This is a genomic window from Cryobacterium zongtaii (assembly GCF_002909375.1).
Lineage (GTDB): Bacteria > Actinomycetota > Actinomycetes > Actinomycetales > Microbacteriaceae > Cryobacterium > Cryobacterium zongtaii.
The window spans coordinates 129,808-155,957 of sequence record NZ_PPXD01000007.1 but is presented as its reverse complement, the minus strand read 5'-3'; the positions used below and the strand labels follow the sequence as shown (position 1 = coordinate 155,957).

25 protein-coding genes are annotated in these 26,150 nt (G+C 68.2%); 11 read left to right on the top strand and 14 right to left on the bottom strand.

What is annotated here, in order from left to right; all coding sequences use genetic code 11:
* Positions 1-13: 13 nt before the first annotated feature.
* From C3B61_RS05490 to C3B61_RS05480, 3 genes are read right to left on the bottom strand one after another with little or no spacing between them, the layout of a single operon-like run.
* Complete coding sequence (locus C3B61_RS05490; RefSeq protein WP_103459809.1) at positions 14-856, bottom strand: SURF1 family cytochrome oxidase biogenesis protein; 843 nt, start codon at positions 854-856, stop codon at positions 14-16.
* Positions 853-1,083 (bottom strand): hypothetical protein, encoded by a 231-nt coding sequence (locus C3B61_RS05485; protein ID WP_103459808.1) that lies wholly within the window; start codon positions 1,081-1,083, stop codon positions 853-855. Before C3B61_RS05485 ends, C3B61_RS05490 begins: the two co-directional genes overlap by 4 nt.
* Complete coding sequence (locus C3B61_RS05480; protein WP_240632174.1) at positions 1,080-1,433, bottom strand: DUF3099 domain-containing protein; 354 nt, start codon at positions 1,431-1,433, stop codon at positions 1,080-1,082. The genes C3B61_RS05485 and C3B61_RS05480 overlap by 4 nt, the downstream gene beginning before the upstream one ends.
* Before the next feature lie 177 nt (positions 1,434-1,610).
* On the opposite strand from C3B61_RS05480, the gene fabG reads away from it, so the two are divergent.
* Positions 1,611-2,321 (top strand): 3-oxoacyl-ACP reductase FabG, encoded by a 711-nt coding sequence (gene fabG / locus C3B61_RS05475; RefSeq protein ID WP_088456228.1) that lies wholly within the window; start codon positions 1,611-1,613, stop codon positions 2,319-2,321.
* A 54-nt stretch (positions 2,322-2,375) separates the two neighbouring features.
* On the opposite strand, the gene serB is transcribed toward fabG, so the two are convergent.
* Both serB and C3B61_RS05465 read right to left on the bottom strand, forming a co-directional pair.
* Positions 2,376-3,023 (bottom strand): phosphoserine phosphatase SerB, encoded by a 648-nt coding sequence (gene serB / locus C3B61_RS05470; protein WP_103459807.1) that lies wholly within the window; start codon positions 3,021-3,023, stop codon positions 2,376-2,378.
* Positions 3,020-4,264, bottom strand: a complete 1,245-nt coding sequence (locus tag C3B61_RS05465) for a glucose-1-phosphate adenylyltransferase (RefSeq protein WP_088456226.1) — start codon at positions 4,262-4,264, stop codon at positions 3,020-3,022. Before C3B61_RS05465 ends, serB begins: the two co-directional genes overlap by 4 nt.
* Positions 4,265-4,345: 81 nt before the next feature.
* Between C3B61_RS05465 and glgA the strand changes: the two genes are divergently transcribed.
* From glgA to C3B61_RS05450, 3 genes are all read left to right on the top strand, one after another.
* Positions 4,346-5,527, top strand: coding sequence for a glycogen synthase (gene glgA / locus C3B61_RS05460; RefSeq protein ID WP_088456225.1), 1,182 nt, complete (start codon positions 4,346-4,348; stop codon positions 5,525-5,527).
* 40 nt (positions 5,528-5,567) lie between these two features.
* Complete coding sequence (locus C3B61_RS05455; protein ID WP_103459806.1) at positions 5,568-6,350, top strand: ABC transporter ATP-binding protein; 783 nt, start codon at positions 5,568-5,570, stop codon at positions 6,348-6,350.
* A 133-nt stretch (positions 6,351-6,483) separates the two neighbouring features.
* Positions 6,484-6,735 carry a type B 50S ribosomal protein L31 gene (locus C3B61_RS05450; protein ID WP_066595443.1) on the top strand — a complete coding sequence of 84 codons (252 nt, stop codon included), beginning with the start codon at positions 6,484-6,486 and terminating at the stop codon, positions 6,733-6,735.
* A gap of 65 nt (positions 6,736-6,800) precedes the next feature.
* Here the strand turns inward: C3B61_RS05450 and treS are convergent, their stop codons facing one another.
* Complete coding sequence (gene treS, locus C3B61_RS05445) at positions 6,801-8,498, bottom strand: maltose alpha-D-glucosyltransferase (protein ID WP_103459805.1); 1,698 nt, start codon at positions 8,496-8,498, stop codon at positions 6,801-6,803.
* A gap of 145 nt (positions 8,499-8,643) precedes the next feature.
* Between treS and C3B61_RS05440 the strand changes: the two genes are divergently transcribed.
* Positions 8,644-9,573 carry an alpha/beta fold hydrolase gene (locus tag C3B61_RS05440; RefSeq protein WP_103459804.1) on the top strand — a complete coding sequence of 310 codons (930 nt, stop codon included), beginning with the start codon at positions 8,644-8,646 and terminating at the stop codon, positions 9,571-9,573.
* 20 nt (positions 9,574-9,593) lie between these two features.
* Positions 9,594-10,679, top strand: a complete 1,086-nt coding sequence (locus C3B61_RS05435) for a glycosyltransferase family 4 protein (RefSeq protein WP_088457998.1) — start codon at positions 9,594-9,596, stop codon at positions 10,677-10,679.
* A 71-nt stretch (positions 10,680-10,750) separates the two neighbouring features.
* On the opposite strand, the gene C3B61_RS05430 is transcribed toward C3B61_RS05435, so the two are convergent.
* A complete protein-coding gene (locus C3B61_RS05430) occupies positions 10,751-11,320 on the bottom strand; it encodes a histidine phosphatase family protein (protein ID WP_244285844.1) in 570 nt (189 codons plus the stop codon).
* A gap of 44 nt (positions 11,321-11,364) precedes the next feature.
* Positions 11,365-12,219, bottom strand: coding sequence for a Sir2 family NAD-dependent protein deacetylase (locus C3B61_RS05425; protein ID WP_088456220.1), 855 nt, complete (start codon positions 12,217-12,219; stop codon positions 11,365-11,367).
* Positions 12,220-12,381: 162 nt separating this feature from the next.
* Between C3B61_RS05425 and C3B61_RS05420 the strand changes: the two genes are divergently transcribed.
* Together C3B61_RS05420 and C3B61_RS05415 are read left to right on the top strand one after the other, a co-directional pair.
* Positions 12,382-13,185, top strand: a complete 804-nt coding sequence (locus C3B61_RS05420) for a TrmH family RNA methyltransferase (protein ID WP_103459803.1) — start codon at positions 12,382-12,384, stop codon at positions 13,183-13,185.
* Positions 13,186-13,248: 63 nt separating this feature from the next.
* Positions 13,249-14,472 carry a D-alanyl-D-alanine carboxypeptidase family protein gene (locus C3B61_RS05415; protein ID WP_103459802.1) on the top strand — a complete coding sequence of 408 codons (1,224 nt, stop codon included), beginning with the start codon at positions 13,249-13,251 and terminating at the stop codon, positions 14,470-14,472.
* Here C3B61_RS05415 and C3B61_RS05410 read toward each other — a convergent pair.
* Positions 14,469-15,296 carry an SGNH/GDSL hydrolase family protein gene (locus C3B61_RS05410; RefSeq protein ID WP_103459801.1) on the bottom strand — a complete coding sequence of 276 codons (828 nt, stop codon included), beginning with the start codon at positions 15,294-15,296 and terminating at the stop codon, positions 14,469-14,471. The two genes, C3B61_RS05415 and C3B61_RS05410, sit on opposite strands and share 4 nt — an antisense overlap.
* A gap of 182 nt (positions 15,297-15,478) precedes the next feature.
* Between C3B61_RS05410 and C3B61_RS05405 the strand changes: the two genes are divergently transcribed.
* Together C3B61_RS05405 and C3B61_RS05400 are read left to right on the top strand one after the other, a co-directional pair.
* Positions 15,479-17,290: a DEAD/DEAH box helicase gene (locus C3B61_RS05405; RefSeq protein WP_103460022.1), complete on the top strand. Its 1,812-nt coding sequence runs from the start codon at positions 15,479-15,481 to the stop codon at positions 17,288-17,290.
* A 187-nt stretch (positions 17,291-17,477) separates the two neighbouring features.
* Positions 17,478-17,957 (top strand): Lrp/AsnC family transcriptional regulator, encoded by a 480-nt coding sequence (locus tag C3B61_RS05400; protein WP_066595420.1) that lies wholly within the window; start codon positions 17,478-17,480, stop codon positions 17,955-17,957.
* A gap of 183 nt (positions 17,958-18,140) precedes the next feature.
* On the opposite strand, the gene cspE is transcribed toward C3B61_RS05400, so the two are convergent.
* The 5 genes from cspE to C3B61_RS05375 all read right to left on the bottom strand — a co-directional run bounded on the left by cspE (position 18,141) and on the right by C3B61_RS05375 (position 25,295).
* Entirely contained in the window at positions 18,141-18,344 is a 204-nt protein-coding gene (cspE, locus tag C3B61_RS05395; protein ID WP_035840308.1) for a transcription antiterminator/RNA stability regulator CspE, read from the bottom strand.
* 250 nt (positions 18,345-18,594) lie between these two features.
* Entirely contained in the window at positions 18,595-19,434 is an 840-nt protein-coding gene (locus tag C3B61_RS05390) for a DUF3097 domain-containing protein (RefSeq protein WP_194087780.1), read from the bottom strand.
* A 10-nt stretch (positions 19,435-19,444) separates the two neighbouring features.
* On the bottom strand, positions 19,445-22,846 hold the full coding sequence (locus tag C3B61_RS05385; protein ID WP_103459800.1) for an error-prone DNA polymerase: 3,402 nt from the start codon (positions 22,844-22,846) through the stop codon (positions 19,445-19,447).
* A gap of 86 nt (positions 22,847-22,932) precedes the next feature.
* Positions 22,933-24,552 carry a DNA polymerase Y family protein gene (locus C3B61_RS05380; protein ID WP_103459799.1) on the bottom strand — a complete coding sequence of 540 codons (1,620 nt, stop codon included), beginning with the start codon at positions 24,550-24,552 and terminating at the stop codon, positions 22,933-22,935.
* A complete protein-coding gene (locus C3B61_RS05375; protein WP_244285843.1) occupies positions 24,549-25,295 on the bottom strand; it encodes a hypothetical protein in 747 nt (248 codons plus the stop codon). The genes C3B61_RS05380 and C3B61_RS05375 overlap by 4 nt, the downstream gene beginning before the upstream one ends.
* An 83-nt stretch (positions 25,296-25,378) precedes the next feature.
* On the opposite strand from C3B61_RS05375, the gene C3B61_RS05370 reads away from it, so the two are divergent.
* Positions 25,379-26,104, top strand: coding sequence for an SOS response-associated peptidase (locus tag C3B61_RS05370; protein WP_103431841.1), 726 nt, complete (start codon positions 25,379-25,381; stop codon positions 26,102-26,104).
* Positions 26,105-26,150: the final 46 nt, after the last annotated feature.

Here is a 26,150-nt window from a genome sequence, read left to right as displayed (position 1 = left end):
CGAGCTGACCAGGCTAAGGGCGCTGATCGATCAGCTCGTCCTCGATCTCGGCATCGCTGCGCGGCCTGGCCGCCTGGCGACGGGCACGCTCAGCGGCCCGGTCCTGCTCCTCCGGGACGTCGGCGTTGACGGTGCGATACTCCTGCCGGGCGGCCCAGCCGAGACCGATGAAGGCCATCAGGGCGAAGACGAACCACTGGAAGGCGTAGGAGAGGTGCGGGCCCTCATCGCGGACCGGGCGAGTGACGGCCGTCGGCCGGTCGGCTGGAGCCGGGTCCTCCGATTTCATCAGGCCGTACGCGCCGGTGTAGGTCTCGGTGCCGAGGCGGTCGGCGATCTCGGTCAGGTTAATCGTGGCGATCTGGTTTCCGCTGGCGCTGCGCCCCGCCAATGACGGCTCGCCCTGCTTAAGGCGGGCGATCACGGTGACCTCACCGGAGGGGGCCTGGGGCACGGCGTCCGGTGCGTTCTGGTTTTCGCCGGTGGGAATCCAGCCGCGGTTGACGATGAAGACATCGCCGTTGGTCAGCAGCAGGGGAGTGAGCACCTCGAATCCCGGGTTGATGTTCAGCGGCCGGTTGCGCACGAGGAGTTCCTCGTCGGTGAGATAGGTTCCGGTCAGTGTGACGGGCAACCACTTCTGGGATTCCTCGAAGGAGTCCAGCGTGGGCAGGGCCTCGGTGATGGGCACCCCCTCGGCGTCGAAGTTCGCATCCACCCGGCTGATCTCGGCCTGCGCCTCCGCACGGCGGGCGAGCTGCCAGGTGCCCAGCCCCGAACACACGACGGCGAACACGATCGTGAGCGCGAGGTAGCCGGCCCATTGCCTGGAGAGCAGGAATCGCCAGCCGTTCACGCCGGTTCCGCTTCATCGGGAGTGAGAGCGCTCACCCGGAGCGGGAAATCGCGGGTCAAGAGAAAGTCGCGCAGGAACTCGAGGTGCTCGTCGCAGGCCAGCCAGGTCTTGACCCGGTCCTCCGCGTGGATGCGGGGATTGCGCCAGTCCAGGCGCCAGAGCGCGGTGTCCCGGCAGCCGGCGCGGGAACAACTGGTCGTTTCCGGTGCTGCGCCGAATCCAATCACCGGGGGTCCTTGCTGTCGTGTGGAGCGCTGTCGTCTGCGCTGCTGTCGTCTGTGCTGCTGTCATCCGGACCAGTCGCGCCGGGGCGGGGGAGCACGGCCACCGCGCCGGGACGCAGCACGGTCTGGGACCGTTGGTCGCCATGCACGTTCGCGGCGATGACCGCGAAGTACGGCAGCAGGATGGCCCCGAGCGCGCAGACCACCAACCACCAGCCCTGAACGAAGAGCATCATCACGATACACACCATGCGGATACCCATGGTCACGGTGTACCGGATCATGCGGCGTCGCCGCTCCTCCTCCGGCGACAGAGGGAGCGTCGTAATCGACTGCTGCTGCTGCTTCATCATGCCCATCGCTCAACTGACGGTGACGATCTCAACCGTCCGGGGTCCCATTACGCCTGTCTGCGCGCTGATTCAAGACTACGTCCACTGTCCGTTCCCCGGGTCCGATCACGGGACGCTCTAAGCTAAATGAATCTGTGCCCGCCGATCGGCGGGCGTTCCCACTGAAAGGACCGCGCCATGGCGACCGCACGAACAGTTCTGGTAACGGGAGGCAACCGCGGCATCGGCTACGCCATCGCCGAGGAATTCCTCGCCAAGGGCCACAGGGTCGCCATCACCGCCCGCTCGGGCGAAGGCCCGGCCGGAAGCCTCACCGTGCGTGCAGACGTCACCGACTACGCCTCCATCGACGCCGCCTTCACCGAAATCGAGGCCGCCTACGGCCCCGTGGAGGTCGTCGTGGCCAACGCCGGAATCACCAAGGACACCCTGCTGATGCGTATGTCGGAGGAGGACTTCACCTCGGTCATCGACACCAACCTCAGCGGAGCGTTCCGGGTGGTGAAGCGGGCCTCGAAGGGCATGCTCAAGGCGAGGTTCGGCCGGATCGTGCTGATTTCCAGCGTCGTGGGCCTCTACGGTTCCGCCGGACAGGTCAACTACTCGTCGTCCAAGAGCGGCCTGGTCGGCCTGGCCCGGTCCGTCACCCGCGAACTCGGTGCCCGCGGCATCACCGCGAACGTCGTCGCCCCCGGTTTCATCGAGACCGATATGACGGCCGCACTGCCCGAGGCACAGCAGGCCGAGTACAAGCGCAACATCCCGGCCGGCAGGTTCGCGTCCCCGAGCGAGGTCGCCCGGGTGGTCAGTTGGATCGCCGGTGACGACGCGGCGTACATCTCCGGCGCCGTGATCCCCGTCGACGGTGGACTGGGCATGGGCCACTAGGCCGTAGCCGCGGACTACAGACGACTGGACCGACCCGGGCAACCCCGGGTCGGGTCAGCCGCGCAGACCCAGCAGCGGCAGTATCTGGCTGAGGTCGGCGGTGTCGATGACCAGGTCAGCCGAGCGGCGGACCACGGGTTTGGCGTTGAAAGCGACTCCCAGGCCGGCCACCCGCATCATGGTGAGATCGTTGGCACCGTCCCCGACGGCGACGGTCCCGCACAGGTCGATGCCGTCCAGGGCCGCCCATTCGGTGAGCGCGTGCGCCTTGGCCGTGGCATCGATGATCGGACCGATCAGACCGCCGGTCAACCGGCCGTCCCGCACCTCGAGACGGTTGGCCCGCCAGTGGTCGAGGCCCAGGGTCTCGGCCAGCGGGTCCAGCAGTTCGTGGAAGCCGCCCGAGACGACCCCGACCCGGCTACCGCCGGCGTGTAAACCGTCGATGAGCGCGTGCACCCCGGTGGTGGGGCGGATGAGTGTGCCCACCTCGGCGAAGACATCGGTCGACAGGCCGGCCAGGGTGGCCACCCGCTGCCGCAGGCTCGCCGCGAAATCAAGCTCGCCGCGCATGGCGCGGTCGGTCACCTCGGCCACCAGGGCGAGGGAACCGGCCGCGTCGGCGAGAAGCTCGATGACTTCGTTCTCGATGAGGGTCGAATCGGCATCAAGGACGACCAGGAATCGGGCTGCAGGGATCACGGGTGGACGTGCACGCCCTTGCCGACCACGGTGATCCCGGATTCGGTGACGCTGAAGCCCCGCGCGAGGTCACGGTCCCGGTCGACGCCGATGGCGGCGCCCTCCGCAACGATGACGTCCTTGTCGAGGATGGCGCGGTGCACGACGGCGCCCGGACGAATCTGCACCCTGTCGAACACGATCGAGTCCACCACGTGGGCGCCGGAGTCGATGACGGCCCACGGGCCGACGACGCTGCGTTCCAGGTGCGCGCCGGAGATGACGCAGCCCAGCGACACTATGGAGTCGATGGCGGTACCGAGGGAGCCCTTGCTGTCGCGCACGAACTTGGCCGGCGGAGAGTTCAGCTGCTGGCTGAAGATCGGCCAGCTCTGGTTGTACAGGTTGAACACCGGCAGGGCGGAGATCAGGTCCTGGTGGGCCTCGAAGAACGAGTCGATGGTGCCCACGTCGCGCCAGTAATAGCGGTCGCGGTCGGTCGACCCCGGCACGTCGTTGCGCTGCAGGTCGTATACACCGGCCTCACCACGTGAGACGAAGTCGGGAACGATGTCGCCACCCATGTCATGGCTGGAATCGGTGCGTTCGCCGTCGCGGCGCACGGCCTCGATCAGGGCATCGGCGTTGAAGACGTAGTTGCCCATCGAGGCGAAGACCTCGTGCGGCGCGTCGGCGAGCCCGACGGCGTCCTTGGGCTTCTCCAGGAAGTCCTTGATCCGGTCCGGGGTGGCGGCATCCACTTCGATGACGCCGAACTGGTCGGCCAGGCCGATCGGCTGGCGGATGGCGGCGACGGTCGCCTGCGCACCGGACGCGATGTGCGCCTCGATCATCTGTGAGAAGTCCATCCGGTAGACGTGGTCGGCACCGACCACGACGACGATGTCGGGCTTCTCATCGTGGATGAGGTTCAGGCTCTGCAGGATGGCGTCGGCCGAGCCGCTGAACCAGCGCTTACCGAGCCGCTGCTGGGCCGGGACCGAGGCGATGTAAGAGTTGAACAGGCCCCCGGACACGTGCCAAGTCTGCGAGACGTGGCGGTCGAGGCTGTGCGACTTGTACTGGGTGAGCACGACGATCTGGGTGACACCGGAGTTGATCAGGTTCGACAGCGCGAAGTCGATCAGACGGTAATGCCCTCCAAACGGTACAGCTGGCTTAGCGCGGTCTTCGGTCAACGGCATCAGCCGTTTCCCCTCGCCGCCTGCGAGAACGATTCCAAAGATCTTCTTGGCCTTCATACCTTCACAGTAGGGCCATACGGGGGGAACGACCAGCGGGTGGGGGTGTGTCCGTCGTTCAGCCTGCGCTAGTTTTACTGCATGCGCGTCGATCTGCTTACCAAGGAATACCCGCCCGAGATCTACGGAGGAGCCGGCGTCCACGTCGCCGAGCTGGTCAAGGCCCTCCGTACCGACATCGATGTCACCGTGCGGTGTTTCGGTGCTCAGCGGGCCGAAGCCGACACCGTCGCCTACGGCGTCCCGGCCGAACTCGCCGACGCCAATGCCACACTGACCACGCTCGGCGTGGACCTGCAGATGGCCCAGGACGTGCAGGGCGCCGATGTGGTGCACTCGCACACCTGGTACGCCAACGGTGCCGGCCACATCGCCAAGCTGCTGCACGGCGTGCCCCACGTCGTCACGGCGCACAGCCTCGAACCGCTGCGCCCGTGGAAGGCCGAGCAGCTCGGCGGCGGCTACCGCGTGTCGAGCTGGATCGAGAAGACCGCCTTCGAGGCGGCGGATGCCGTCATCGCTGTCAGCGGCGGAATGCGCGCCGACATCCTCCGCAGCTACCCGGCGCTGGATGAGTCGCGGGTGCACGTTGTCTACAACGGCATCGACCTCGACCGGTGGAAGCCGACCACCGACGATGACGTCGTTCGCGCCCTGGGGATCGATCCCGACCGGCCTTCCGTCGTGTTCGTCGGCCGGATCACCCGCCAGAAGGGTCTGCCGTACCTGTTGCGTGCGGCCGCCCTGCTGCCGCCGGAGGTGCAGCTCGTGCTGTGTGCCGGCGCCCCCGACACCCCCGGCATCCTCGCCGAGGTGACCGAGCTGGTCGAGGCTCTGCAACGCGAACGTTCCGGTGTGGTGTGGATCGACAGGCTGCTTCCGCAGCACGAACTGTCGGCCGTGCTCACCGCCGGAACCGTTTTCGTCTGCCCGTCGGTGTACGAGCCGCTGGGCATCGTTAACCTTGAAGCCATGGCCTGCGGTCTGCCCGTCGTCGGCACCGCAACCGGCGGCATCCCCGAGGTCGTGGCGGATGGCGTGACGGGACGTCTGGTACCGATCAACCAGCTCACCGACGGCACCGGCACCCCGACCGACCCTGACATCTTCGTGTCCGATCTGGCCCGGACCCTCACCGAGGTGTTGGCCGACCCCGCCCTGGCGGCGCAGATGGGCCGCGCCGGCCGAGTGCGTGCTGAGGAAATGTTCAGTTGGGGTCAGATCGCCGCGAGCACTCGGGAGATTTACGCCGCGCTGCTCTAGCGTGACCGGGGGCCCGGGCGGCGCCCGATAACATGGCTGTATGGTCAACGTTCTTCACTTCACCGGAGTTTCCGTCGTCCGGGGTGGCACAACCATCCTGGACTCAGTGGATTGGAGCGTCGACGGCGATCAGCGCTGGGTGATCCTGGGCCCCAACGGTGCCGGTAAGACCACCACGCTGCAGATCGCGGCCGCGCTCATCCATCCCTCCCAGGGAACGGCCGAGGTCCTCGAAGAGCCGCTGGGCGGTAGCGACCTGTTCGAACTGCGTCCGCGGATCGGCTTCGCGTCCACCGCCATGGCCCGCCGGGTGCCCGCCGGTGAGACCGTTCTGAACGTGGTGATGACCGCCGCATACTCGGTCACCGGCCGCTGGAACGAGGAATACGAGGAGATCGACGAGCGTCGCGCCCAGCGCGTCCTCGGCGAATGGAAGCTGGATCACCTCGCCGACCGTAAGTTCGGCACCCTCAGCGACGGCGAGCAGAAGCGGGTGCAGATCGCCAGGTCCATCATGACCGACCCGGAGATCCTGCTTCTGGACGAACCGGCCGCCAGCCTCGACCTCGGTGCCAGGGAAGAACTGCTGCGCCTGCTCAGCGGATACGCGAGCGAGCCCAACTCCCCGGCCATCATCATGGTCACCCACCACGTGGAGGAAATCCCGCGTGGATTCACCCACGTGCTGCTGCTTGCCGGCGGCAAGGTCGTCAGCGCGGGCCCCCTGGCCGAGGCGCTGACCTCCGACACTCTCACCGAGGCGTTCGGTCTCCCGATCGAACTCACCGAGACCGACGGACGCTACGCGGCACGCGCAATCTGAGCTTTCCAGCGTCTGGCCACTCCCGGCCTCAAGATTCTGCTAAACTCGGTAGCTGGTCCTCGTGACCGATACACTTTTCTGCCGCAACCGGCGAGCCAGATCCCACCCATCGAAACGCAACAAGGAAGTCTCCATGAAGTCTGACATTCACCCCACATACGCTCCCGTGGTCTTCCGCGACCTCGCGTCGGGTGCGACGTTCCTTACCCGTTCGACGGTCTCCAGCTCGAAGACCATCGAGTGGGAAGACGGCACCACGTACCCGGTCATCGACGTGGAAATCTCCTCCGAGTCGCACCCGTTCTACACGGGCAAGCAGCGCATCATGGACTCCGCCGGACGCGTGGAGAAGTTCAACTCGCGCTACAAGGGCTTCGGCAAGTAACCACGCCGCATTACGCCTGAAGGGCGACCTGCTGAGGCAGGTCGCCCTTTTTTTGCGCCCTCCGGTCAGCCGCAGTGCAACCAGTAAAAGCTCTGCGCACCCAGGGTGAGGGTGAGCCCGCCCTCCTCGTCGAAGGAGGGGAACACGGCCCCGCCGAAGATGTCGTAGAGCCGGGTGCCCGCCAGGTCGGGTTCCTGGATCCGGAACGCGACGGGGTTGTGCGCGAAACTGAACACGCAGAGCAGGGTCTCCGGCTGGTCGCCGAAGCTCGACCCCGAACCGGCGTACACCCTGGTGAACGCCAGGATGGACTCGTGATCGGTGGACAGCACGGTGAGCGACCCCAACCCGAACGCTGGATGGTTGGTGCGTACGTGGATGACGTTGCGGATCCAGTGCAGCAGCGAACCGGACTGCGCGAGGTGGGATTCGACGTTGGTCTGGCCGAAGTTGTAGACCAGTGACTGCACAACCGGCAGGTACAACTTGCCGGGGTCCGCCGCCGAGAACCCGCCGTTGCGGTCCGGTGTCCACTGCATCGGCGTGCGGGAGCTGTCCCGGTCGGGCAGCCAGATGTTGTCGCCCATCCCGATCTCATCGCCGTAGTACAAAAACGGGCTCCCCGGCAGGGAGAACAGCAGGGCGTGGGCCAGTTCGAGTTCCGAGCGGCTGTTGTCCAGCAGCGGTGCCAGGCGACGGCGGATACCGATATTGGCGCGCATGCGTGGGTCGTAGGCGTACCAGCCGTACATCGCCTGCCGGTACTGCTCGCTGACCATCTCCAGGGTGAGTTCGTCGTGGTTGCGCAGGAATACCGCCCAGCCGGCGCCCTCGGGGATGTCGGTCGTTTCGGAGAGCACCCGCACGAGCTCATCGGCGCGCTGGGAGCGCAGCGAATAGAAGATCCTGGGCATCACCGGGAAGTCGAAGGCCATGTGGCACTCCGGCTCATCCTCGGTACCGAAGAAGGCGGCCACCTCCCGCGGCCACTGGTTGGCTTCGGCGATCATGATGCGCCCCGGATAGTCCCGGTCCACAATGGCCCGCAGCCGTCTGATGAACTCGTGCGTCAGCGGCTCGCCCTCGCCGTTGCCCTCGTCCGACTCGTACAGATAGGGGATCGCGTCCAACCTGAACCCGTCAACGCCCAGGTCCAGCCAGTACCGGACCACGCCGAGGATTGCGTCGTGCACGGCCGGGTTGTCGTAGTTCAGGTCGGGCTGGTGGGAGAAGAACCTGTGGAAGTAGAACTGACGCCGGACGGAGTCGAAAGCCCAGTTCGAGTCCTCGGTGTCCGTGAAGATGATCCGGATGTCCGGGTACTTGCCGTCGTCGTCGCTCCACACATAGAAGTCACCGAACTCTCCGTCGGGCTGCTGCCTGGATTGTTGGAACCACGGGTGCTGGTCGGAGGTGTGGTTGAGCGGCAGGTCGATGACGATGCGCATGTTGCGCTCGTGCGCCTTCGTGACGAGTTCCTTGAACTCGTCGAGTGTGCCGAACTCAGGCAGGATCGTGCGGTAGTCGGCCACGTCGTAGCCGCCGTCACGCAGCGGGGACGTGAAGAACGGTGGGATCCACAGCGCGTCGATACCCAGCCACTGCAGGTAGTCCAGCTTCGATATCAGCCCGGACAGGTCCCCGGTGCCATCCGCGTTGCTGTCGAGGAATGACCGGACCATCACCTCATAGAACACCGCGCGACGGTACCACCTTGGATCGAGGGTCAACCCGGGCAGCTGGATGGGTGCGGTGAAGCTCACGGCGTTCCTTCCGTCCCTGACGCGGCCGTGGCCGGGGCGGCCACCACCCGACGCGGATGTGGATGGTGCAGATACGACCGATTCTAGGTCGATCGGTGCAACTTCGGTCGGGCCACTCGCTCGCCGCCAGCCTAAACTGGGAGCGATGATCGTTCCTTCGCCCTACGCCGACCTGCTCACCCTCATGGACGCGCGCGCCCACACCCTCGCCGTGCTGGGCAGCGACACCCGCTACTGGGAGTACGGAGACCCCAGAAGCCCGACGACAATCGTGATGGTGCACGGGTTCCGCGGCGACCACCACGGCCTTGAAGCCGTCGTCGCCCAGCTCCAGGGCCTGCGCATCATCTCGCCGGACCTACCCGGTTTCGGCGAATCGGCGGCATTCGACACGGCACCGCACTCCATCGACTCCTATGCCGCCTGGCTGGCCGAGTTCCTGCGCCTCCTGGCGCTGCCCGGCCGGGTCGTGGTCCTCGGCCACTCGTTCGGGTCGATCGTCGCCGCCGCGGCCGCCGCGGCACCAGGCGGCCTGCCCGCCCAGGAACTGGTACTGGTCAACCCGATCGCCGCCCCCGCCCTGTCCGGGCCCCGGGGCATCCTGACCCGGCTTGCCGTCTTCTACTACTGGCTGGCGTCCAAGCTTCCCGAACGGCTCGGGTTCGCGCTCCTGCGCAACCGGGTGATCGTGCGGGTGATGAGCATCACCATGGCCAAAACCCGGAGTCGGCAACGGCGACGCTGGATCCACAACCAGCACGACAGGTACTTCTCCGCTTTCGCGGACCGGACGGTCGTGCTGGAGGCGTTCACGGCATCCGTCAGCCACGACGTCAGCGAATACGCCGCCGCCATCGATACCCATACCCTGCTGATCGCCGCCGAGAAGGATGACATCACCCCGGTGCCCGCCCAGGTTCGGCTGCGCGCCCAGTTCCCGGATGCCCGGCTGCACGTCCTGCCCGGGGTAGGCCACCTCATCCACTACGAGGTTCCGGAGGACGCGGCGCAAGCCCTGCGTGCCTTCCTCGATCCGGTCCGCCCGGCCGGCGCACCCGAAGCAGCCGCGTCGTGACGGCCTCGGCCTCTCGCCCCCTGCGGATAGTCTTCGACTGCCGCTACACCCGGATCGACCGGCACGACGGCATCAGCCGGTACACCGCCGGTCTGGTCACCGAACTGGGCCGACTGCATCCGGTGACGATGCTGATCAGCGACCACCGGCAGCTGGCAATGTTGCCGGCGCTGCCGTGGCAACTCGTGCGTTCGCCCACCAGCCTGCTGGAACCGCTGGTGGCCCTGACCGTGAACAGGCTGGCCCCCGACATCGTGTTCAGCCCGATGCAGACAATGGGTTCGTGGGGCAGGCGCTACAAGCTGGTGCTGACCGTGCACGACCTGATCTACTACCGCAATCGCACCCCGCCGCGAGACTTCTCCATCGGTATCCGCCTGCTCTGGCGGCTGTACCACCTGTCCTGGGTGCCCCAACGGATGCTGCTGAACCGGTCCGACGGCGTCGTGACGGTGTCCGAAACCACCGGCGCGCTGATCAACCGCCACCGGCTCACCCGCCGGCCGGTCTCCGTGGTGCCCAACGCGGCCGATTCCGTCGCCGCGGCGGCGGCGCCGAGTGAGCGATCCGGACCGGAGACCACACGCCTGATCTACATGGGTTCGTTCATGCCCTACAAGAACGTGGACACCCTGGTGCGAGCAGCCGCGGCCCTGCCCGGGTATGAGCTGCACCTGCTCAGCCGCGTCGGTGACGCCGAACGCGCCCGGCTGACCGCCCTCGCCCCTCAGGCGACGTTGGTCTTCCACAACGGAGTCAGTGACGAGGAATACGTCTCCCTGCTGTCCAGCGCCACGGCCCTGGTGACGACGTCCCTCGACGAGGGCTTCGGCATCCCCCTGGTCGAGGCGATGAGCCTGGGCATTCCGGTGCTGGTGAGCGATATCCCCATCTTCCGGGAGATCGGCGGCGATGCGGCCGGCTATGTCCCGCCGCTGGACCCGGATGCGCTGGCGGCCGCGGTGCGCGGACTCGAGGCGCCGGGGGAGTGGCTGAGCCGTTCACGGCTCTCCGTGATTCAGGCCGGGCGTTTCACCTGGGCCGAGTCCGCCGAACGGCTGCTCCGGGTGCTGCAGAGCACCCAGGCGGCCTCCCGCCGACGCTGACCGCGGTTTACGGCGCGGTACAGCGCGGTCTGCCAGCGCGGTCTCCCAGCGCGGTCTCCCAGCGCGGTCTTTCAGCGCGCCGAAACGACGTCCTCAAGCTGGAGCCGGCCGCTCTCCCAGCGGAACTCGTGAATCGAACCGTTCGGGATGAGCTCACCCGCGGCCGGCCTGGTGCCCTCCGTGGCGTAGCGGAGAAGCGTGCCGATCACACCGCCATGGCAGACCACGACCACCTCCCGCCCAGCGTAGGTCTGGGCGACGTCTTCCAACGCCGGCAGCACCCGGTCGAGCACGGCCTGGCGGGTTTCGAGTCCCGGCACCGAGGAACCGTCCGGGAACCGCGCCTGGCGTTGGGCAAAGGTCAGCCCCTCGATCTGGCCGTGGTGACGCTCGGTCAGCTCGGGAACAACGAGCGGCGCCGGGAGGTCCAGCTCACCGGCGATGATCCTGGCGCTTTCGTGCGCACGCAGCAGAGGACTGGTCACGACAGCGTCCCAGTGGCGACGGCTCAGCCGCAGACCGGTTTCCGCCGCCTGAGCCCGGCCCGTAGAATTCAGCGGGATGTCAGTGCTGCCCTGGATCCGTCTTTCGAGATTCCAGTCGGTCTGGCCGTGCCTGACAATCGCGAACTTGGTGATCACAACGCTGCCTTCTGCTGGACGGGTGCTGCTCGGCGGCTGGCCGGCTAGAGGTCGGTGAGTCTGCTCACCAACCCGGCGAACGTCTCCGACGTGCCTGCCTCCAGTTTAACCAGGGCGCGCCCGTCGCCCTTGGTCGGCCCGCGGTTGATCACCACGATGGGCAGCTTGCGGCGCCTGGCCTGCTCGAGCAGCCGGATCCCCGAATTCACCGCGAGTGAGGAGCCCGCCACGATCAGGGCGTCCGCCGCCCGCACCAACGCGGCCGCCGCGGTGAACTTCCCGGTCGGGACCAGCTCACCGAAGAACACCACATTGGGTTTGAGCAGTCCGCCGCACACCGAGCAGTCAGGCACGATGAAATTGTCGATGTCAACCACGATGGCGTCGCCGTCCGGTGCGATCTCGACCTGGTCAGGGTCCGCAAGCACCGGGTTGTGGGTCTCCAGGCGGGCGGCGATGCTGTCCCGGCCGAAGGCCTGCCCGCAGGAGAGGCAGACGACCAGGTCCATGGATCCGTGCAGGTCGACGACGTGCCGGGACCCGGCTCGGGTGTGCAGGCCGTCGACGTTCTGGGTGATGATGCCGCTGACCAGGCCGGCCGTTTCGAGGGCGACGAGGGACCGGTGCCCCAGATTGGGTTCGGCCGCCCGGAACCGGTGCCAGCCCAGGTGGCTGCCGGCCCAGTACCGCTTGCGCGCCCGTTCGTCGGCGAGGAAGGTCTGGAACGTCATCGGCACTCGCACCGGGGCGCCCGCCCCGCGGTAGTCGGGGATTCCGGAATCGGTGCTCACCCCGGCTCCGGTGAGGACCGCCGTGCGCCGGCCGCGCAGGATCGCGGCCACGGCGTCGAGGTCTTCTCCGGCCGCCGCCGACGTCGTCAGGACAGTCTCGGCCGTCATGATGCTCCATCCTCGTCCGTCGCCGCCGGCCGGGCCCCGGGGGAGCTGGCGTGGCGCCGATGTCCTCTGAGTCTAAACTGGTCAGTTTTCGGCTGTGTTACGGTTCGAGGTTCCGACGCCGGCAGCCGGCATCAGACAACACCCAGAAAGGCGGCGACTTTCGTGCAGATCGTCCCGATTACCGACCTCGATGCGCCCGGCCTCGCCGACTACTCGCGCCTGACCGACGTGGCCCTGCGCCGCGTGTCCGAACCGGCGAACGGCCTGTACATCGCCGAATCGGCCAAGGTCATCGGCCGGGCCCTCGCCGCCGGGCATCGGCCGCGTTCGGTTCTCGTGCAGGAGCAGTGGCTGCCGGATGCCCAGCGTCTGCTGGCGGACTGGCCGGATGTCCCGATCTATGTGGGCTCGGCGGCACTCCTGGAGCAGCTCACCGGCTACAACCTGCACCGTGGCGCCCTGGCGGCCATGCACCGCCCCGACCTGGCGTCGGTGGCCGACATCATCCGCGGTGCCCGGCGCATCGTGATACTCGAGGACATCGTCGACCACACCAATGTCGGCGCGATCTTCAGGTCGGTCGCGGGGCTCGGCGCCGACGCCGTGCTGATCACCCCACGTTGTGCCGACCCGTTGTACCGGCGCAGCGTCAGGGTGAGCATGGGGACCGTGCTCCAGGTGCCCTGGACCCGCCTGCCCGAATGGGACGAGGCCGCGACGGTTCTGCACGAGCACGGCTTCCACCTGGCCGCGCTGGCCTTGGCCGACGATGCCGTCTCCCTGGACGTCTTCGCGAACGACCCGCCGGACCGGGTGGCTCTGATTCTCGGTACCGAGGGCGACGGGCTGAGCCACACCGCGCTGGCCGCGGCAGACACCGTGGTCACGATCCCGATGCTGCACGGAGTGGATTCGCTGAACGTGGCCTCGGCCAGCGCCGTGGCCCTGTACGCGCTGCGCGCCTAGACGTTTCACTGGCGCGCGGCGACCCTGCCAACCCGGCACGGCAGCCGTGGTTAGAATCATCGAATGTCTAACTCCCGTCGCCAGGTCTACCGCCGTCGGCGTTTCGCCTTCTTCGGCGTGCTCGCCGTCATCCTCGCATCCGGCGCCTACCTCACCAGCACGGGCCTCGCCCCCGTCTCCAGTACGGCCGCGACCCTCACCGAGCCGCCCGCGCTCAGCCAGGCGGCCGTCGAACCCACCTGGCCCGGCCAGGGGGCCGGCGCCATCGGCGCCGTCGGCTTTGACGGGGTTCTGGGCTCCACCGGTGACCAGGCCTCGATGCCCATCGCCAGCATCACCAAGATGGTCACCGCACTGGTGATCCTCGAGGCCAAGCCGCTGACCGGCGACGAGCCGGGTCCCGACATCACCTTCACCGACGATGACGTCGACATCTACTACGACGCCATCGCGGAGAACGGCTCCGTGGCGCCCGTCTCAGCCGGTCAGGTGCTCAGCCAGCGCGAAGCCTTCGAAACGATGCTGATCCCGTCCGCGAACAACTACAGCGTCTCCCTGGCCGTGTGGGCGTTCGGTTCCGTTGACGCGTACCTGGTCGCCGCGGCGGACTACCTGGCCGCGAACGGCCTGACCGGCACCGTCGTCGCAGACACCAGCGGGATCTCCGCCCAGAGCGTGAGCAGTCCCGCCGATCTGGTGACCATCGGCAAGCTCGTGATGGCCGATCCCGCTCTGGCGAGCATCGTGGCCATGCCCAGCGCCGTGATCCCGACCGTGGGCACCGTGACCAATACGAACAAGCTGCTCGGCGTCGACGGCGTCGACGGCATCAAGACCGGCACCACGGACGAGGCCGGAGCCTGCCTGCTCTTCGCGGTCGACGTGCCGGTCGGCGACACCTCGGTCACCCTCGTGGGCGTCGTGCTCGGCGGGGACACTCACAGCGAACTCAACGAGAGCATCCTGAGCCTCATCGAGAGCGTGAGCCCCGGATTTCGCACGGTGACACTGGTCGAGGCCGGCACCCCCTTCGGTACCTACACGACCCCCTGGGGCCAGTCGGCGCAGGCTGTGGCCGAGACGTCCGAGTCCGCCGTGGTGTGGTCGGACACCCCGATCGAGAGCACCGCCGATGTCGCACCGGTGACCCTGGGTGAGAAGGGCGATTCCGTCGGCAGCGTCGACGTGACCGTCGGGACGAACACCGTCTCGGTTCCGCTTGTCCTCGATCAGACCATCACCGATCCGGGGCCGCTCTGGCGCTGGACGAACCCCGGCGAGATCTAACCGATTCCGCGTTCGGGTTCGGGTTCGGTTTCCGCCGCCTGGTCGAGTCTGGTCACCGGGTCCGCGTCCGGACGCTTGGGCAGGATGTTGTCTCCCGAGGACTGGTGACGCACCCGGCGCAGCACCCAGGGCACCAGATACTCCCTCGCCCAGGCGAGGTCTTCGGTGCGCGCCTGGCGCCAGGTGATACCGGGCATCGGCTCCGGCAGCTGCGGCTCGAGCGGATTGACCACGTTGAGCGCGTCCAGCACCATCCTGGCCACCGTGTGATGGCCGAGCGGGTTGAGGTGCAGACGGTCGGGGGCCCACATCCGGGCGTCCTGGATCTCGGTCAGGGACCACATGTCCGCCACGATGGCGTCTCGGGCGGTGGCGATGGCGCGGATGTTCTCGTTGTAGATGGCCACCTTGCCTCGCAGACCCCGCAGCACGGGGGAGAAGCGCACATCGGTTCCGGTGAAGACCACCACCGTGGCGCCCTCGGACCCGAGCAGGCTGACCGCGTCGTCGAGCCGCGCCGCGATGGCATCCGGGTCGCTGCCCGGCCGCAGCACGTCGTTGCCGCCGGCAGAGATCGTGACCAGATCAGGGTGCAGGGACAACGCGGGACCCACCTGTTCGGCCAGGACCTGGTTCATCAGCTTGCCGCGGACCGCAAGATTGCCATACGCGAATTCGTCTGAGCCCAGACTGAGCATCTCGGCGACACGATCCGCCCAGCCGCGGTTTCCGCCCGGGCTGGCCGGTTCCGGGTCACCGACACCCTCGGTGAAGGAGTCGCCGAGAGCGACGTAGCGAGACCACGGATGCTGCTGTTTCGACATGCTGTCAGTCTGCACCGTCGGGCAGATGTCGGCGCGAGTTGGTAATCTCTTATGAAGTGACTACTCCACCTGACTTCGGATCCGCTTTCCGGGAACCCTCGCACCGGGAGACCACTGAACCCGGATTGTTCGCCCTGCCTGACCGTGACAGCGTTCTCGCCGACACCGTCGATACCCCGCCCGTGTTCGGGCCGGCTCGAGGGCCTGCAGGCACCAGCGCCGCGGAGCACCTCTCCCCGGCTTTCCCCGAACGGGCCGCCTGGGGCACCGCGAGCAAGCTCCGCGCCTGGCAGGCCGAGGCCCTCGAGGCGTACTTCCAGCACCAGCCCCGCGACTTCCTCGCCGCGGCCACCCCGGGCGCCGGCAAGACCACCTTCGCGCTGCGCCTGGCCGCCGAGCTTCGGGCCCGCCGGGTGATCGACCGCATCACCGTGGTCGCGCCGACCGAGCACCTCAAACGCCAGTGGGCGGACGCGGCCGCCCGCGCCGGTATCCGCCTGGACCCCGGTTTCAAGAACGCCCACGGCCGTTACGGCAGCCATTTCCACGGCATCGCCGTGACCTACGCACAGGTGGCCACCCGCGCGGCGCTGCACCGCGAACTCACCCAGGCCAGCCGCACCCTGGTGATCCTCGACGAGGTGCACCACGGCGGTGACGCGCTGAGTTGGGGCGACGCCATCCGCGAGGCCTTCGACCCGGCCACCCGGCGGCTCTCGCTCACCGGCACCCCGTTCCGCTCGGACACCTCACCCATCCCGTTCGTGACCTACCTGCCGGACAAGCAGGGCATCCGGCTGTCCCAGAGCGACTACAACTACGGCTACGGCAGGGCGCTGGAAGACGGCGTCGTGCGCCCGGTGATGTTCATGGTCTACGCCGGGCACATGAAGTGGCGCACCCGCACCGGCGACGAGATGGAAGCCAAGCTCGGCGAGGGCAATACCAAGGACATCACCTCACAGGCCTGGCGGACCGCGCTGGAACCCAGCGGTCAGTGGATTCCCGCTGTCCTGCGGGCCGCTGACGCTCGCCTCACCGAGGTGCGGCACGGCATCCCGGATGCCGGCGGCCTGGTCATCGCCACGGACCAGACCACGGCACGGGCCTACGCAGCGATCCTCGAGGAGATTTCCGGCGAACCGGCCACCGTGGTGCTCTCCGACGAGAAGGAATCCAGCGACCGGATCGACGAGTTCTCGCACAACACCCGGCGCTGGATGGTTGCGGTGCGGATGGTGTCTGAGGGCGTCGACGTTCCCCGCCTGGCCGTCGGCGTCTATGCGACCAGCGCCTCAACGCCGCTGTTCTTCGCGCAGGCCATCGGCCGGTTCGTGCGCGCCCGACGTCGCGGTGAGACCGCCTCGATCTTCCTGCCCAACGTTCCCGGACTGCTGAGCCTCGCCAATGCGATGGAACTCGAACGCGACCACGCGCTGGATCGCAGCAACCGTGACGACGGCGACGACGGTATGTACAACCCCGAGGACGCCATGGTGGCGGCCGCCAATAAGTCCGACAAGGCCTCGGACGACCTCGGCCAAGAGGAATTCACCTGGCAGGCGCTGGACTCCCAGGCCACCTTCGACATGGTGATGTTCAACGGTGACGAGTTCGGTGAACTGGCCGAACCCGGAACGGACGAGGAGTTCGACTTCATCGGCATCCCCGGGCTGCTCGAGCCCGAGCAGGTCTCCGAACTGCTGCGCCAGCGGCAGCAACGCCAGGCCAAGCGCGGCTCTGAGCGGCGCACAGCGGCCGCCGCGGTCGAGGGGGCACCGGAGGAGCCGATACCCCTGTATCGCACGCTCAAGGAGCAGCGGGCGCTGCTGGGCAGCCTCGTGGGCATGTGGTCGAAGCTGGCGGGGGAGCCGCACGCGATGGTGCACGCCGAGCTGCGCCGCCTGTGCGGGGGGCCCGCGGTCGCTCAGGCCAGCGTCACCCAGATCCAGAAGCGCATCGACCTGCTCCGCCGCCGCCTCGGCCGCAGCTGACCCGGCCGCAGCTGATCCGCCGCAGCTGACAACGCGCTCGACCGCCGCTGTGCGGAGGCTCACGGCCGGGTCGCAGCTTCACCGGCGTCATCGGCCGGAAACCCCACTGTGACGCAGTTGATGCAGGGGCGGGTGTCGCTGTCGAAGATCGGTCGATAAACTTGCGCTCAAACGAAAGAGAGCGTGTATGGATTCCAAGAAAGCCGACCTGGACCGCGTCGACCGGGCGCTGCTCCGCGCGCTCTCGGTCAACGCTCGCGCGTCCGGCGCCGCGTTGGCCGCCGAGATCGGCGTTGCCGAGTCCACGGTGTCCCTCCGGCTGCGCCGGCTCCAGCAGCTCGGCCACATCCGCGGCTACCGGGCCAATATCGATCTGGCCGCCCTGGGGGCTTCGCTGCAGGCCCTGATTTCGGTGCGGCTGGCGAAGCACGCTCGGGAGCAGATCGATGACTTCCGCAGCGCAGCGCCACACTGGCCCGGCGTGATCGGGTTGTTCCACACCGCCGGCGCCGACGACTACCTGTTGCACGTGGCCGCGGCGGATGCTTCCGACCTGCGCGACTTCGTCCTCGAGCACCTGGCGGAGCATCCGGCGGTGGCGCACACCGAGACCAACCTGATCTTCGAGTACGTCGACGGTGACGGCTGGCAGGACCTGGTCAAGTAGCACGACGGCCCGCTTCGCCGCCCAACCGCACCAACTGTTCCCCGTGCGGACAACTGCACCCGTTATGCCGGGCGCACGTGTCCGGATGGGGAACAGTTGTGTTGGGTGTGCGGCTTAAAAAAACAACGCCCCCGCCGAAGCGGGGGCGTTGTTAGCAGCTTTAGAGAGCTGCCGCAGCTCTATTTAGAGGGCGCGGATGTTCTCGGCCTGGGGACCCTTGGGGCCCTGGGTTACCTCGAACTCGACCTTCTGGTTCTCGTCGAGCGACTTGTAGCCGTTCGAAGCGATCGCGGAGTAGTGCGCGAAGACATCGGCGCTTCCGTCGTCGGGAGCGATGAATCCGAAGCCCTTTTCAGCGTTGAACCATTTCACGGTACCTGTTGCCATTATGAAACTCCTCCAGGAGTGTTAGAAAGGCCCCGACTTTCGAGGCCGTTCGTCGCGGTATTCGTCGTCCGCTTCCGAAAGGAATAAGCCCGCACCGACCGGGGTCGATACGTTTTTTAGACGTGCAAGCACTACAACTACTTCGACAACACTAGCCCACATCGCTCGGTCTGCGTGAAGATCTGTGCGAAAAAACGATCAAAGTGTTACGAATTCTGACAGAAATGCTCAAAGTGTGCCGGTGACGGCGCTAATCGACGGTGACGAAATCAATCAGCTGTTCGACCCGGCCCAGCAATGCCGGCTCAAGATCGGCGTAGGTGCGCACCTGGCCCAGGATCCGCTGCCAGGCCCTGGCGATGTCGGCCTGGTCGTCGTGCGGCCAGCCGAGGGCAGCGCAGATGCCGTGCTTCCACTCGATGTTGCGCGGAATCTGAGGCCAGACCGGCAGATTCAGTCGGGCCGGCTTCACCGACTGCCAGACATCCACGTAGGGATGCCCGACCACCAGGACGTGCCGGCCGTGCGGACCGCGGGCGACGGCCTCGGCGATGCGGCTCTCCTTGGATCCGGGTACCAGGTGGTCGACGAGAACACCGACGCGGCGTGTCGGACCCGGCTTGAACTCCGCCAGCAGTTCGGCGAGGTTGTCCACACCCTCGATGTACTCCACGACGACACCCTCGATGCGGAGGTCGGCGCCCCAGACCTTTTCGACGAGCTCGGCGTCGTGGCGGCCTTCCACGAAGATGCGGCTGGCCCTGGCCACCCGCGCCGGCGCATCCGCCACCGCCAGAGACCCGGACGCCGTGCGTCCCCGGCTGGCCGGGGCGGCTGCCCGGGGCGGCACCAGGACGACGGGCTCGCCGTCGACCAGGAATCCACCGCCGAGCGGGAACAGCCGGAGCTTCCCGTGCCGGTCCTCCAGGGTGACGACCTTCTTCTCGACCCTGATCACCGCACCGCAGAACCCGGTGGCGACCTCCTCGACAACCAGGTCCCGCACGGCTTCCTGCTGGGGGACGACACGGCGGCCGGCCTCCCGCCATCCGGCGGCGAGCACGTCATTGGAGTATCGGTCTTCATTCACTGGATCGACGCTAGCGGAAGTCCCGCGACGACGTGTGGGCCGCCACGGTGAGGGGTTCGAATCGATCGGCGATGAGGTTGACGACGCCTTCCGGCGAACGTTCGAGGATGCCGCGGATCATCAGGGCGGGGGATTCCCGGGCGATCCGGCGGAAGTGGGTCCAGACCCCGACGCTCACCACGACGTTGACGTTGCCGGTCTCGTCCTCCAGGTTGATGAAGGTGACACCGTTCGCCGTGGCCGGTCGCTGCCGGTGGGTGACCACACCACCGACCTCGATCCGGCGACCGTTCTCGCTGGTGGCCAGCTGGTTCGCGGCCAGCGCGCCCCTGGCGGCGAGGACCGGCCTGGCGTGTCGGATCGGATGGTCGTCGGTGGAAACCCCGGTGGCCCAGAGGTCGTAGGCCACCTGCTCGACAGGCGTCATCAGGGCCAGGAGGGGTGGTTGCACGGTCTCGAAGGAGCCGCGCAGGTGGGCGTCGGTCTCCTGGGCCGCCTCCCCGGCCGACCACAGGGCCTGTCGGCGTTCGAGGCCCAGCCCGTCGAAGGCTCCGGCGGTGGCCAGGGATTCGAGCTGTTCGGTGTTCAGCCGAGCCCGCCGGGCCAGGTCGTTCATGGACCGGAACGGCCCGAATCTGTCCCGGTCGGCGACGATCCGCTCGGCCACCGCCTGGCCGATGGAGCGCACATCGGCGAGACCGAGCCGCACGGCGAGGGCGCCGTCCCTGCGGTGGCCCCGATCATCCACGGGCAGGGTCCTGTCGTAGTCCGGCACCGCGGGTTGCTCGTGATCCAGACAGCCCGGGCGGCCCGCAGGCTCGCCCGACCCGTCGGCCAGCGCCTCGAGCAACGCGGCGGTGCCGGAGAGCTGGACATCGGGGCGCAAAACCTGCACACCGTGCCTGCGGGCGTCCGCGACCAGGGATTGCGGCGAGTAGAAGCCCATCGGCTGGGCGCGCAACAACGCGGCGAGGAAGGCGCCGGGGTAGTGCAGCTTCAGCCAGGCGCTGGCGTAAACGAGCAGGGCGAAGCTGATCGAGTGGCTCTCGGCGAAGCCGAAGTTGGCGAAGGCCTCGATCTTTTCGTAGATCTCGTCGGCCAGGTCGCCGGTGATGCCGTTGCCGGCCATGCCCTCGTACAGGGTGGCGCGCAGGGAGGAGATCTTCTCGACCCCGCGCTTGGAGCCCATCGCCCGGCGGAGCAGATCGGCGTCCTCGCCGCTGCAGCCGCCCACGGCCATGGCCATCTGCATGAGTTGCTCCTGGAACAGGGGGATACCCAGGGTGCGTTCGAGCACCGGCTCGAGCTTGGGGTGCAGGTAGCTGACCGGTTCCTGGCCGAGCTTGCGTCGGATGTACGGGTGCACGGCACCGCCCTGGATCGGGCCGGGACGGATGAGCGCGATCTCGACCACAAGGTCGTAGAAGCGGCGCGGTTGCAGGCGCGGCAGGGTCCCCATCTGGGCGCGGCTCTCCACCTGGAAGACACCGATGGAATCGGCGCGGCAGAGCATGTCGTACACCCCGGCTTCCTCCCGAGGGATGCTCCCCAGGCTCCAATCCTCGCCGAGAGCGTCCTTGACCAGGTCGAAGGTGTACTGCAGGGCGGCGAGCATGCCGAGGCCGAGCAGGTCGAACTTGACCAGGCCCATCCAGGCGCAGTCGTCTTTGTCCCACTGCAGAACCGTCCGGTTCTCCTTGCGGGCGTGTTCGATGGGGCAGACCTCGCCGACGGGTCGGTCGGTGAGCACCATGCCGCCGGAGTGGATGCCGAGGTGGCGAGGGAATCCGAGTACCTGAGACGCGAGGTCGGCGACCTGGTCGGGGATGTCGTGATCGGGGCTCGACACCGCTGAACCCCAGCGTTCCACCTGTTTGGACCAGGCATCCTGCTGTCCGGTGCTGTAGCCGAGGGCCTTGGCCATGTCGCGAACCGCGAACTTCGGCCGATAGGTGATCACGTTGGCCACCTGGGCGGCGTTGAGGCGACCGTAGCGTTCGTAGACATACTGGATCACCTCCTCCCGCCGGTCCGAGTCGAAGTCCACGTCGATGTCGGGTTCTTCTTCCCGCAGGCTGGAGAGGAACCTCTCGAAGGGCAGGCGATAGAAGATCGAGTCCACAGCGGTGATGCCGATCACGAAGCAGACCGCCGAATTCGCTGCGGACCCCCGGCCCTGGCAGAGGATGCCCGAACGCCGGGCGAACTGCACGATGTCGTGCACGATCAGGAAATAGCCCGGGAAGTCCTTTGCCTCGATTACGGCGAGCTCCTTCTCGAGGCGCTCCCGCACATTCGCGTTGTAGCCGGGGTACGCGCGTTCCGCACCGTCCCAGACCAGCTGACGCAGCCAGCTCATGGGCGTGTGCCCGTCCGGAACGTGCTGACGGGGGAGCCGGGGCCTGGCCCGGCGCAACGAGAAGGCGAGCTCGTCAGCGAGGGGCACCGTTCGGGCGACAGCCCCCGGATACCGGCTGAATCGGGCGGCCATCTCGGCGCCGCTCCGCAGGTGCTGGGTGGGCGCCGCGGGCAGCCAGCCGTCCATGTCGTCCAGGCTGCGTTGGGCGCGCACGGCGGCCAGCGCGGAGAACAGCCGGAAGTCGGCCGGCTGGGCGTAGTGCACGTTGTTGGTGGCGAGCACGGGTAGGCCTGCCCGTTCGGCCAGTGCGGCCAGCCTGTCGTTGGTCACAGAGTCCTGCGGTCGGCCGTGGTCGACCAGTTCGACGTTCACACTGTCACGGCCGAACAGGGCGATCAGGCGGTCGAGCTCCCGGGCCGCCGCCAGGTCACCATCCTGCTGCATGGCTTGGCGCACCGCGCCGGACCGAGACCCGGTCAGGATGCTCCAGTGCCCGCCGGATGCCTCGGCGAGCTCCTCGAGGTCGTAGACGGGTCGCCCCTTCTCGCCGCCGGCGAGCTGACCGTGGGTGAGCGCCGCCGCCAGCCGGTGATAGCCGTCCTGGCCCCTGGCCAGGACCACGAGGTGGCTTCCCTCTGGGTCTGGCACCCCGTTCTGCCGACGGGTCAGCCCGAGGGACAGTTCTGCGCCGAAGACGGTGCGGACGTCCGGGTAGCTCTCCGCGGTTTCGGCCAGCCGGACGGCCCCGTACAATCCGTCGTGGTCGGTGAGGGCCAGGCCGTGCAGGCCCAACGCACCGGCTTCCTCGAGGAGGTCTTCCGGAGAACTTCCGCCGTCGAGGAAGCTGAAGTTGGAGTGGGCGTGCAGCTCCGCGTAGCCGACGACAGTCTCGGCCGGCGGACGCTGCGGGGTCTGGGCCGCGTAGGGCTGGCGGTGCCTGGACCAGGCCGGGCTGTCGCCGCCGTCGGCCTCGGGGGGCGGGCCGCCGGGGCGCCGGTCAGAGAGCCGGCGCTCCAGTTCCGACCAGGGAATGGGCGGGTTATTGAATCCCATCGGGGTGGCCCGTCCTCTCTGTTCTGCTGGTCGGCCCGGGCGTGGTCTGCCCGGGCCGAGTCATGCCGGGCCTAGTCATATCGGGCCTAGTCATATCGGGCCTCGGCGCGCCAGCCGTCCTCGTCCAGTGCCAGCAGCCACGCGCCGTCGCGCTCGTCGACGATCTGCGCCCGGTGCACAGTGCGCGCGGCCGCCGAGTCCCACCAGCGTTCTCGCACCGGCCACGGGCCGGCCCAGGCCAGCACCCGACTCGGCTGGGCCCCGCTGGGGCCCTCGAGGAACCGAGGTGCCGAGAACCGCGCCGGCTCACCATCGAACGCGCCGCGGTCATCGACGCGCAGGGACCGGCCGTCGTCGGCGACGAGGGCGACCGAATGGCGTTCCCGGTACACCGTGGCGGGGAGCAGCCCGTCGAGACTTCCCGACCAGGGCCTGGCGGCACCGGCCGGACTGCCGCCTGGACTGCTGCTCAGACCACGGCCCGACGAAACGGCACCGTCATCGCCCCAGGGCACGGAAAGTTGACGGTCGGCGAGCATCCGCCCACCGCCGATGGCCGCCGTGACGACGCCCGCGTGGCCGACCAGGCCCTGCACCCGGGTGAGGGCATGGTGGATCCGCTCGTCGGGCCCCGTTCCCCACAGGCCGTCCTCGTGGTTCGCCACTGCGTCGACCCGATCGGGGGAGAAGACCACCCGGACGACGCCGGCGGCCAGGCCGGAGTCGGCCCGCCCCTCACCCTGCAACTGCCACCGCACCCTGTCGATCAGCTCGGAGGCAGAGAACCACCGGGGATGCCGCCAGGTCCGTTCGGTCAACAGACCGTCCTCGGTGCTGACCAGGATCGAGACGGCCGTGCAGACCAGGGTCTGCTCCCGCAGACCCTGCACGAAGGCGTCGGCGGTGCTGCGCAGCGCGAAGGCGAGTTGGTCGATGCGATCCAGCGCCGGTTCGAACTCCTGGCCGCGGTCGAACACCGGGGTGGGGGTACGGGGCACGACCTCCTCGTGCTCGTGCCCGGACGCCCTGGCGTGCGCCTGCGCCGCAGCAGCACCGAAACGACGATGCACGTCCAGGGCGGGCAGGGCGGCGAGCTGGCCGAGGGTGTGCACCCCGAGCCGGGCCAGCAGGGTGCCGAGCCCGGCCTCAGCCACTGCCGACACGGGTAGCGGTGCCAGGAACGCGGCGGAGGCGCCGGGCGGGACGATGTGAACCCGAGGTTCAGGCCCGACACCACCAGGACCGACCGCCCGCGCCGCCTGCTCGGCCGCAAAGGGGCCGTCGGCGATTCCGACCCTGGCCTCAGGAAGTCCGGCGGCGTGCAGGTATCCGAGCATGGCCCGCGCCGCGGCGGCCTCGCTGCCGTAGTACCGCACCGGTCCGCGGGCGCGGATCGCGCAGGTGCCGGGCCGGAGCACGGCCACACCGGGCGTGATGTCCTCCAGGCCATCCAGAATCGGGTCGAAGGCCCGCCGGTCCAGCGCGTGGTCATAGGGCAGCACGACGAGGTCTGTGCACCGGAACTGGGCCTCCCGAACGGTCAGTCCGCGCCGGACGCCCAGACGGCGCGCTTCGGGCGAACACGCGAACACCATCCCGTGCTCGATGAGAGCCAGCGGGGCGTCCTCGGGCAGACCGGTGGCCGACCGAGCGGCGAGCACCGGCCAGTCCGGGCACCACACGACGATGGTGCGTTCGCGGTTCATGACTGAGCCCGCTGCCGGATGCCGGCCCGGGCCCGGCCGCCTCGGCCGCTGTCCAGGCGCGGGCCAGCGGCTTCGCCCGGGGTGGCGACCTCCGGAAGGTGCACGAGCGTGGAACGCCGTCGCCCGGAGCCGTTCCGCCCGGAGACGTGTACCGTCACATCTCGACCTGCCAGGTAGCCGTGTCCGGCGCCCAGGCCGTCCCAGCGGGTGTCGGTGACCCGAAGTGCGGCCTCACCCTGGGGCCAGGTCCCGGCGACGATCAGGGTGCAGCCGCTCTGCCGCAGCCGCGCGGCGAGCCTGGCCGCCTCCGCGTCGCCGACCGCGCGCTGAGGATGCACGACAACGACGGGCAGCACATCCACCAGCGCCGCCGTCACGGCCAACCACTGATCGGCGGGGGAGGGAACCAGCACGATTCGCTCGAGGTCGATTCCGAACCCGATCGCCGCCTCCGCGCCGAAATCGGGCAGACCCACCACGGCGCCCCAGCCGCCGTCCACTGTCGCCGCGGCCAGCACGGCCATGATCAGGGACGTCGAGTTGTCGACCGTGTAGACAACACCCGTGCGCAGGATCCCGTCCGGAAGCAGCCCGGCGAGGACCCCGGAGACGGGCCGCCCACCGGCATCCCAGCGGTCGCGCTGCATTCCGTGGATGCGCGCCTGGAGCTCGCTGACCCGCTCGGCCGCGGAGGCGGCGGGAGCGCCGGCTGCGTGCGCTACGGAGGTCAACGGAATGGACACCCTCTAATTTTCGAACATAGATTCGATTTCGTCAACCCGTGTGGATAACCGGGTCCTCCTGCGGGGCACGGTAACCTGAGCCTATGTGTGGGCGATTCATCATTACCGATTCGGCGCCTGACCTCGCCGCCATGTTCGACATCGAGCACGAGGCCGGAGAGCTGCCGGAGCCGTCCTGGAACGTGAAACCGACCGAGCAGATCGCCATTGTGCTCGAATCGATGAAATCCGATCCGGTCGTTCGCCGGCTGGAACCGGCGCGCTGGTCGCTGGTGCCGACATTCTCTCCGGAGCTGACCGCCGCGTTCGCCACCTTTAACGCACGGGCCGAGACCGTCGCCGAGAAGCCGACATTCCGCACCGCCCTGGCCAAAACCCGGGCCATCGTGCCGGTCACCGGCTACTACGAATGGCACACCGTGGGAACCACGAAAACGCCGTACTTCGTACACTCCGAAGACGGCCTGCCACTGGCGCTGGCCGGACTGTACTCGTGGTGGCGCAATCCCGCTCTCGGTCCCGACGACCCGGCCCGATGGGTGCTGACCGCCACCATCCTCACGACAGCCGCCCAGGGCGCCCTCGCCGAGATCCACGACAGGATGCCCGTTGTGCTGCCTGAAGAGTGCTGGGACCGCTGGTTGGACCCGCACGCCGATGGCGATCAGGCCCTCGTCGACGCGGCGGTAGAGGCCTCCTCGGATGCGGCTGCCGGGTTGGCGTTTTATCAGGTGGCGCCGGTCTCCGGTGATGCGCCGGACCTCATCGACCCGCTCGGCCCGGAGCGTGAGGTCGGGTACAGCGCCTGACCGGCCCGCAGCTCCACGCCGTGCCCGGCGAACTAGTACTCTCGAA

Excerpts from the sequence above, each read along its gene's own strand:
- C3B61_RS05465 (WP_088456226.1), bottom strand. The coding sequence starts at position 4,264 with ATGAAGGCCAAGAAGATCTTTGGAATCGTTCTCGCAGGCGGCGAGGGG.
- C3B61_RS05415 (WP_103459802.1), top strand. The coding sequence starts at position 13,249 with ATGTCTAACTCCCGTCGCCAGGTCTACCGCCGTCGGCGTTTCGCCTTC.
- C3B61_RS05440 (WP_103459804.1), top strand. The coding sequence starts at position 8,644 with ATGATCGTTCCTTCGCCCTACGCCGACCTGCTCACCCTCATGGACGCG.
- fabG (WP_088456228.1), top strand. The coding sequence starts at position 1,611 with ATGGCGACCGCACGAACAGTTCTGGTAACGGGAGGCAACCGCGGCATC.
- C3B61_RS05455 (WP_103459806.1), top strand. The coding sequence starts at position 5,568 with ATGGTCAACGTTCTTCACTTCACCGGAGTTTCCGTCGTCCGGGGTGGC.
- C3B61_RS05450 (WP_066595443.1), top strand. The coding sequence starts at position 6,484 with ATGAAGTCTGACATTCACCCCACATACGCTCCCGTGGTCTTCCGCGAC.
- C3B61_RS05370 (WP_103431841.1), top strand. The coding sequence starts at position 25,379 with ATGTGTGGGCGATTCATCATTACCGATTCGGCGCCTGACCTCGCCGCC.
- C3B61_RS05400 (WP_066595420.1), top strand. The coding sequence starts at position 17,478 with ATGGATTCCAAGAAAGCCGACCTGGACCGCGTCGACCGGGCGCTGCTC.
- C3B61_RS05410 (WP_103459801.1), bottom strand. The coding sequence starts at position 15,296 with ATGTCGAAACAGCAGCATCCGTGGTCTCGCTACGTCGCTCTCGGCGAC.
- cspE (WP_035840308.1), bottom strand. The coding sequence starts at position 18,344 with ATGGCAACAGGTACCGTGAAATGGTTCAACGCTGAAAAGGGCTTCGGA.
- C3B61_RS05480 (WP_240632174.1), bottom strand. The coding sequence starts at position 1,433 with ATGATGAAGCAGCAGCAGCAGTCGATTACGACGCTCCCTCTGTCGCCG.
- C3B61_RS05425 (WP_088456220.1), bottom strand. The coding sequence starts at position 12,219 with ATGACGGCCGAGACTGTCCTGACGACGTCGGCGGCGGCCGGAGAAGAC.
- C3B61_RS05380 (WP_103459799.1), bottom strand. The coding sequence starts at position 24,552 with ATGAACCGCGAACGCACCATCGTCGTGTGGTGCCCGGACTGGCCGGTG.
- glgA (WP_088456225.1), top strand. The coding sequence starts at position 4,346 with ATGCGCGTCGATCTGCTTACCAAGGAATACCCGCCCGAGATCTACGGA.
- C3B61_RS05385 (WP_103459800.1), bottom strand. The coding sequence starts at position 22,846 with ATGGGATTCAATAACCCGCCCATTCCCTGGTCGGAACTGGAGCGCCGG.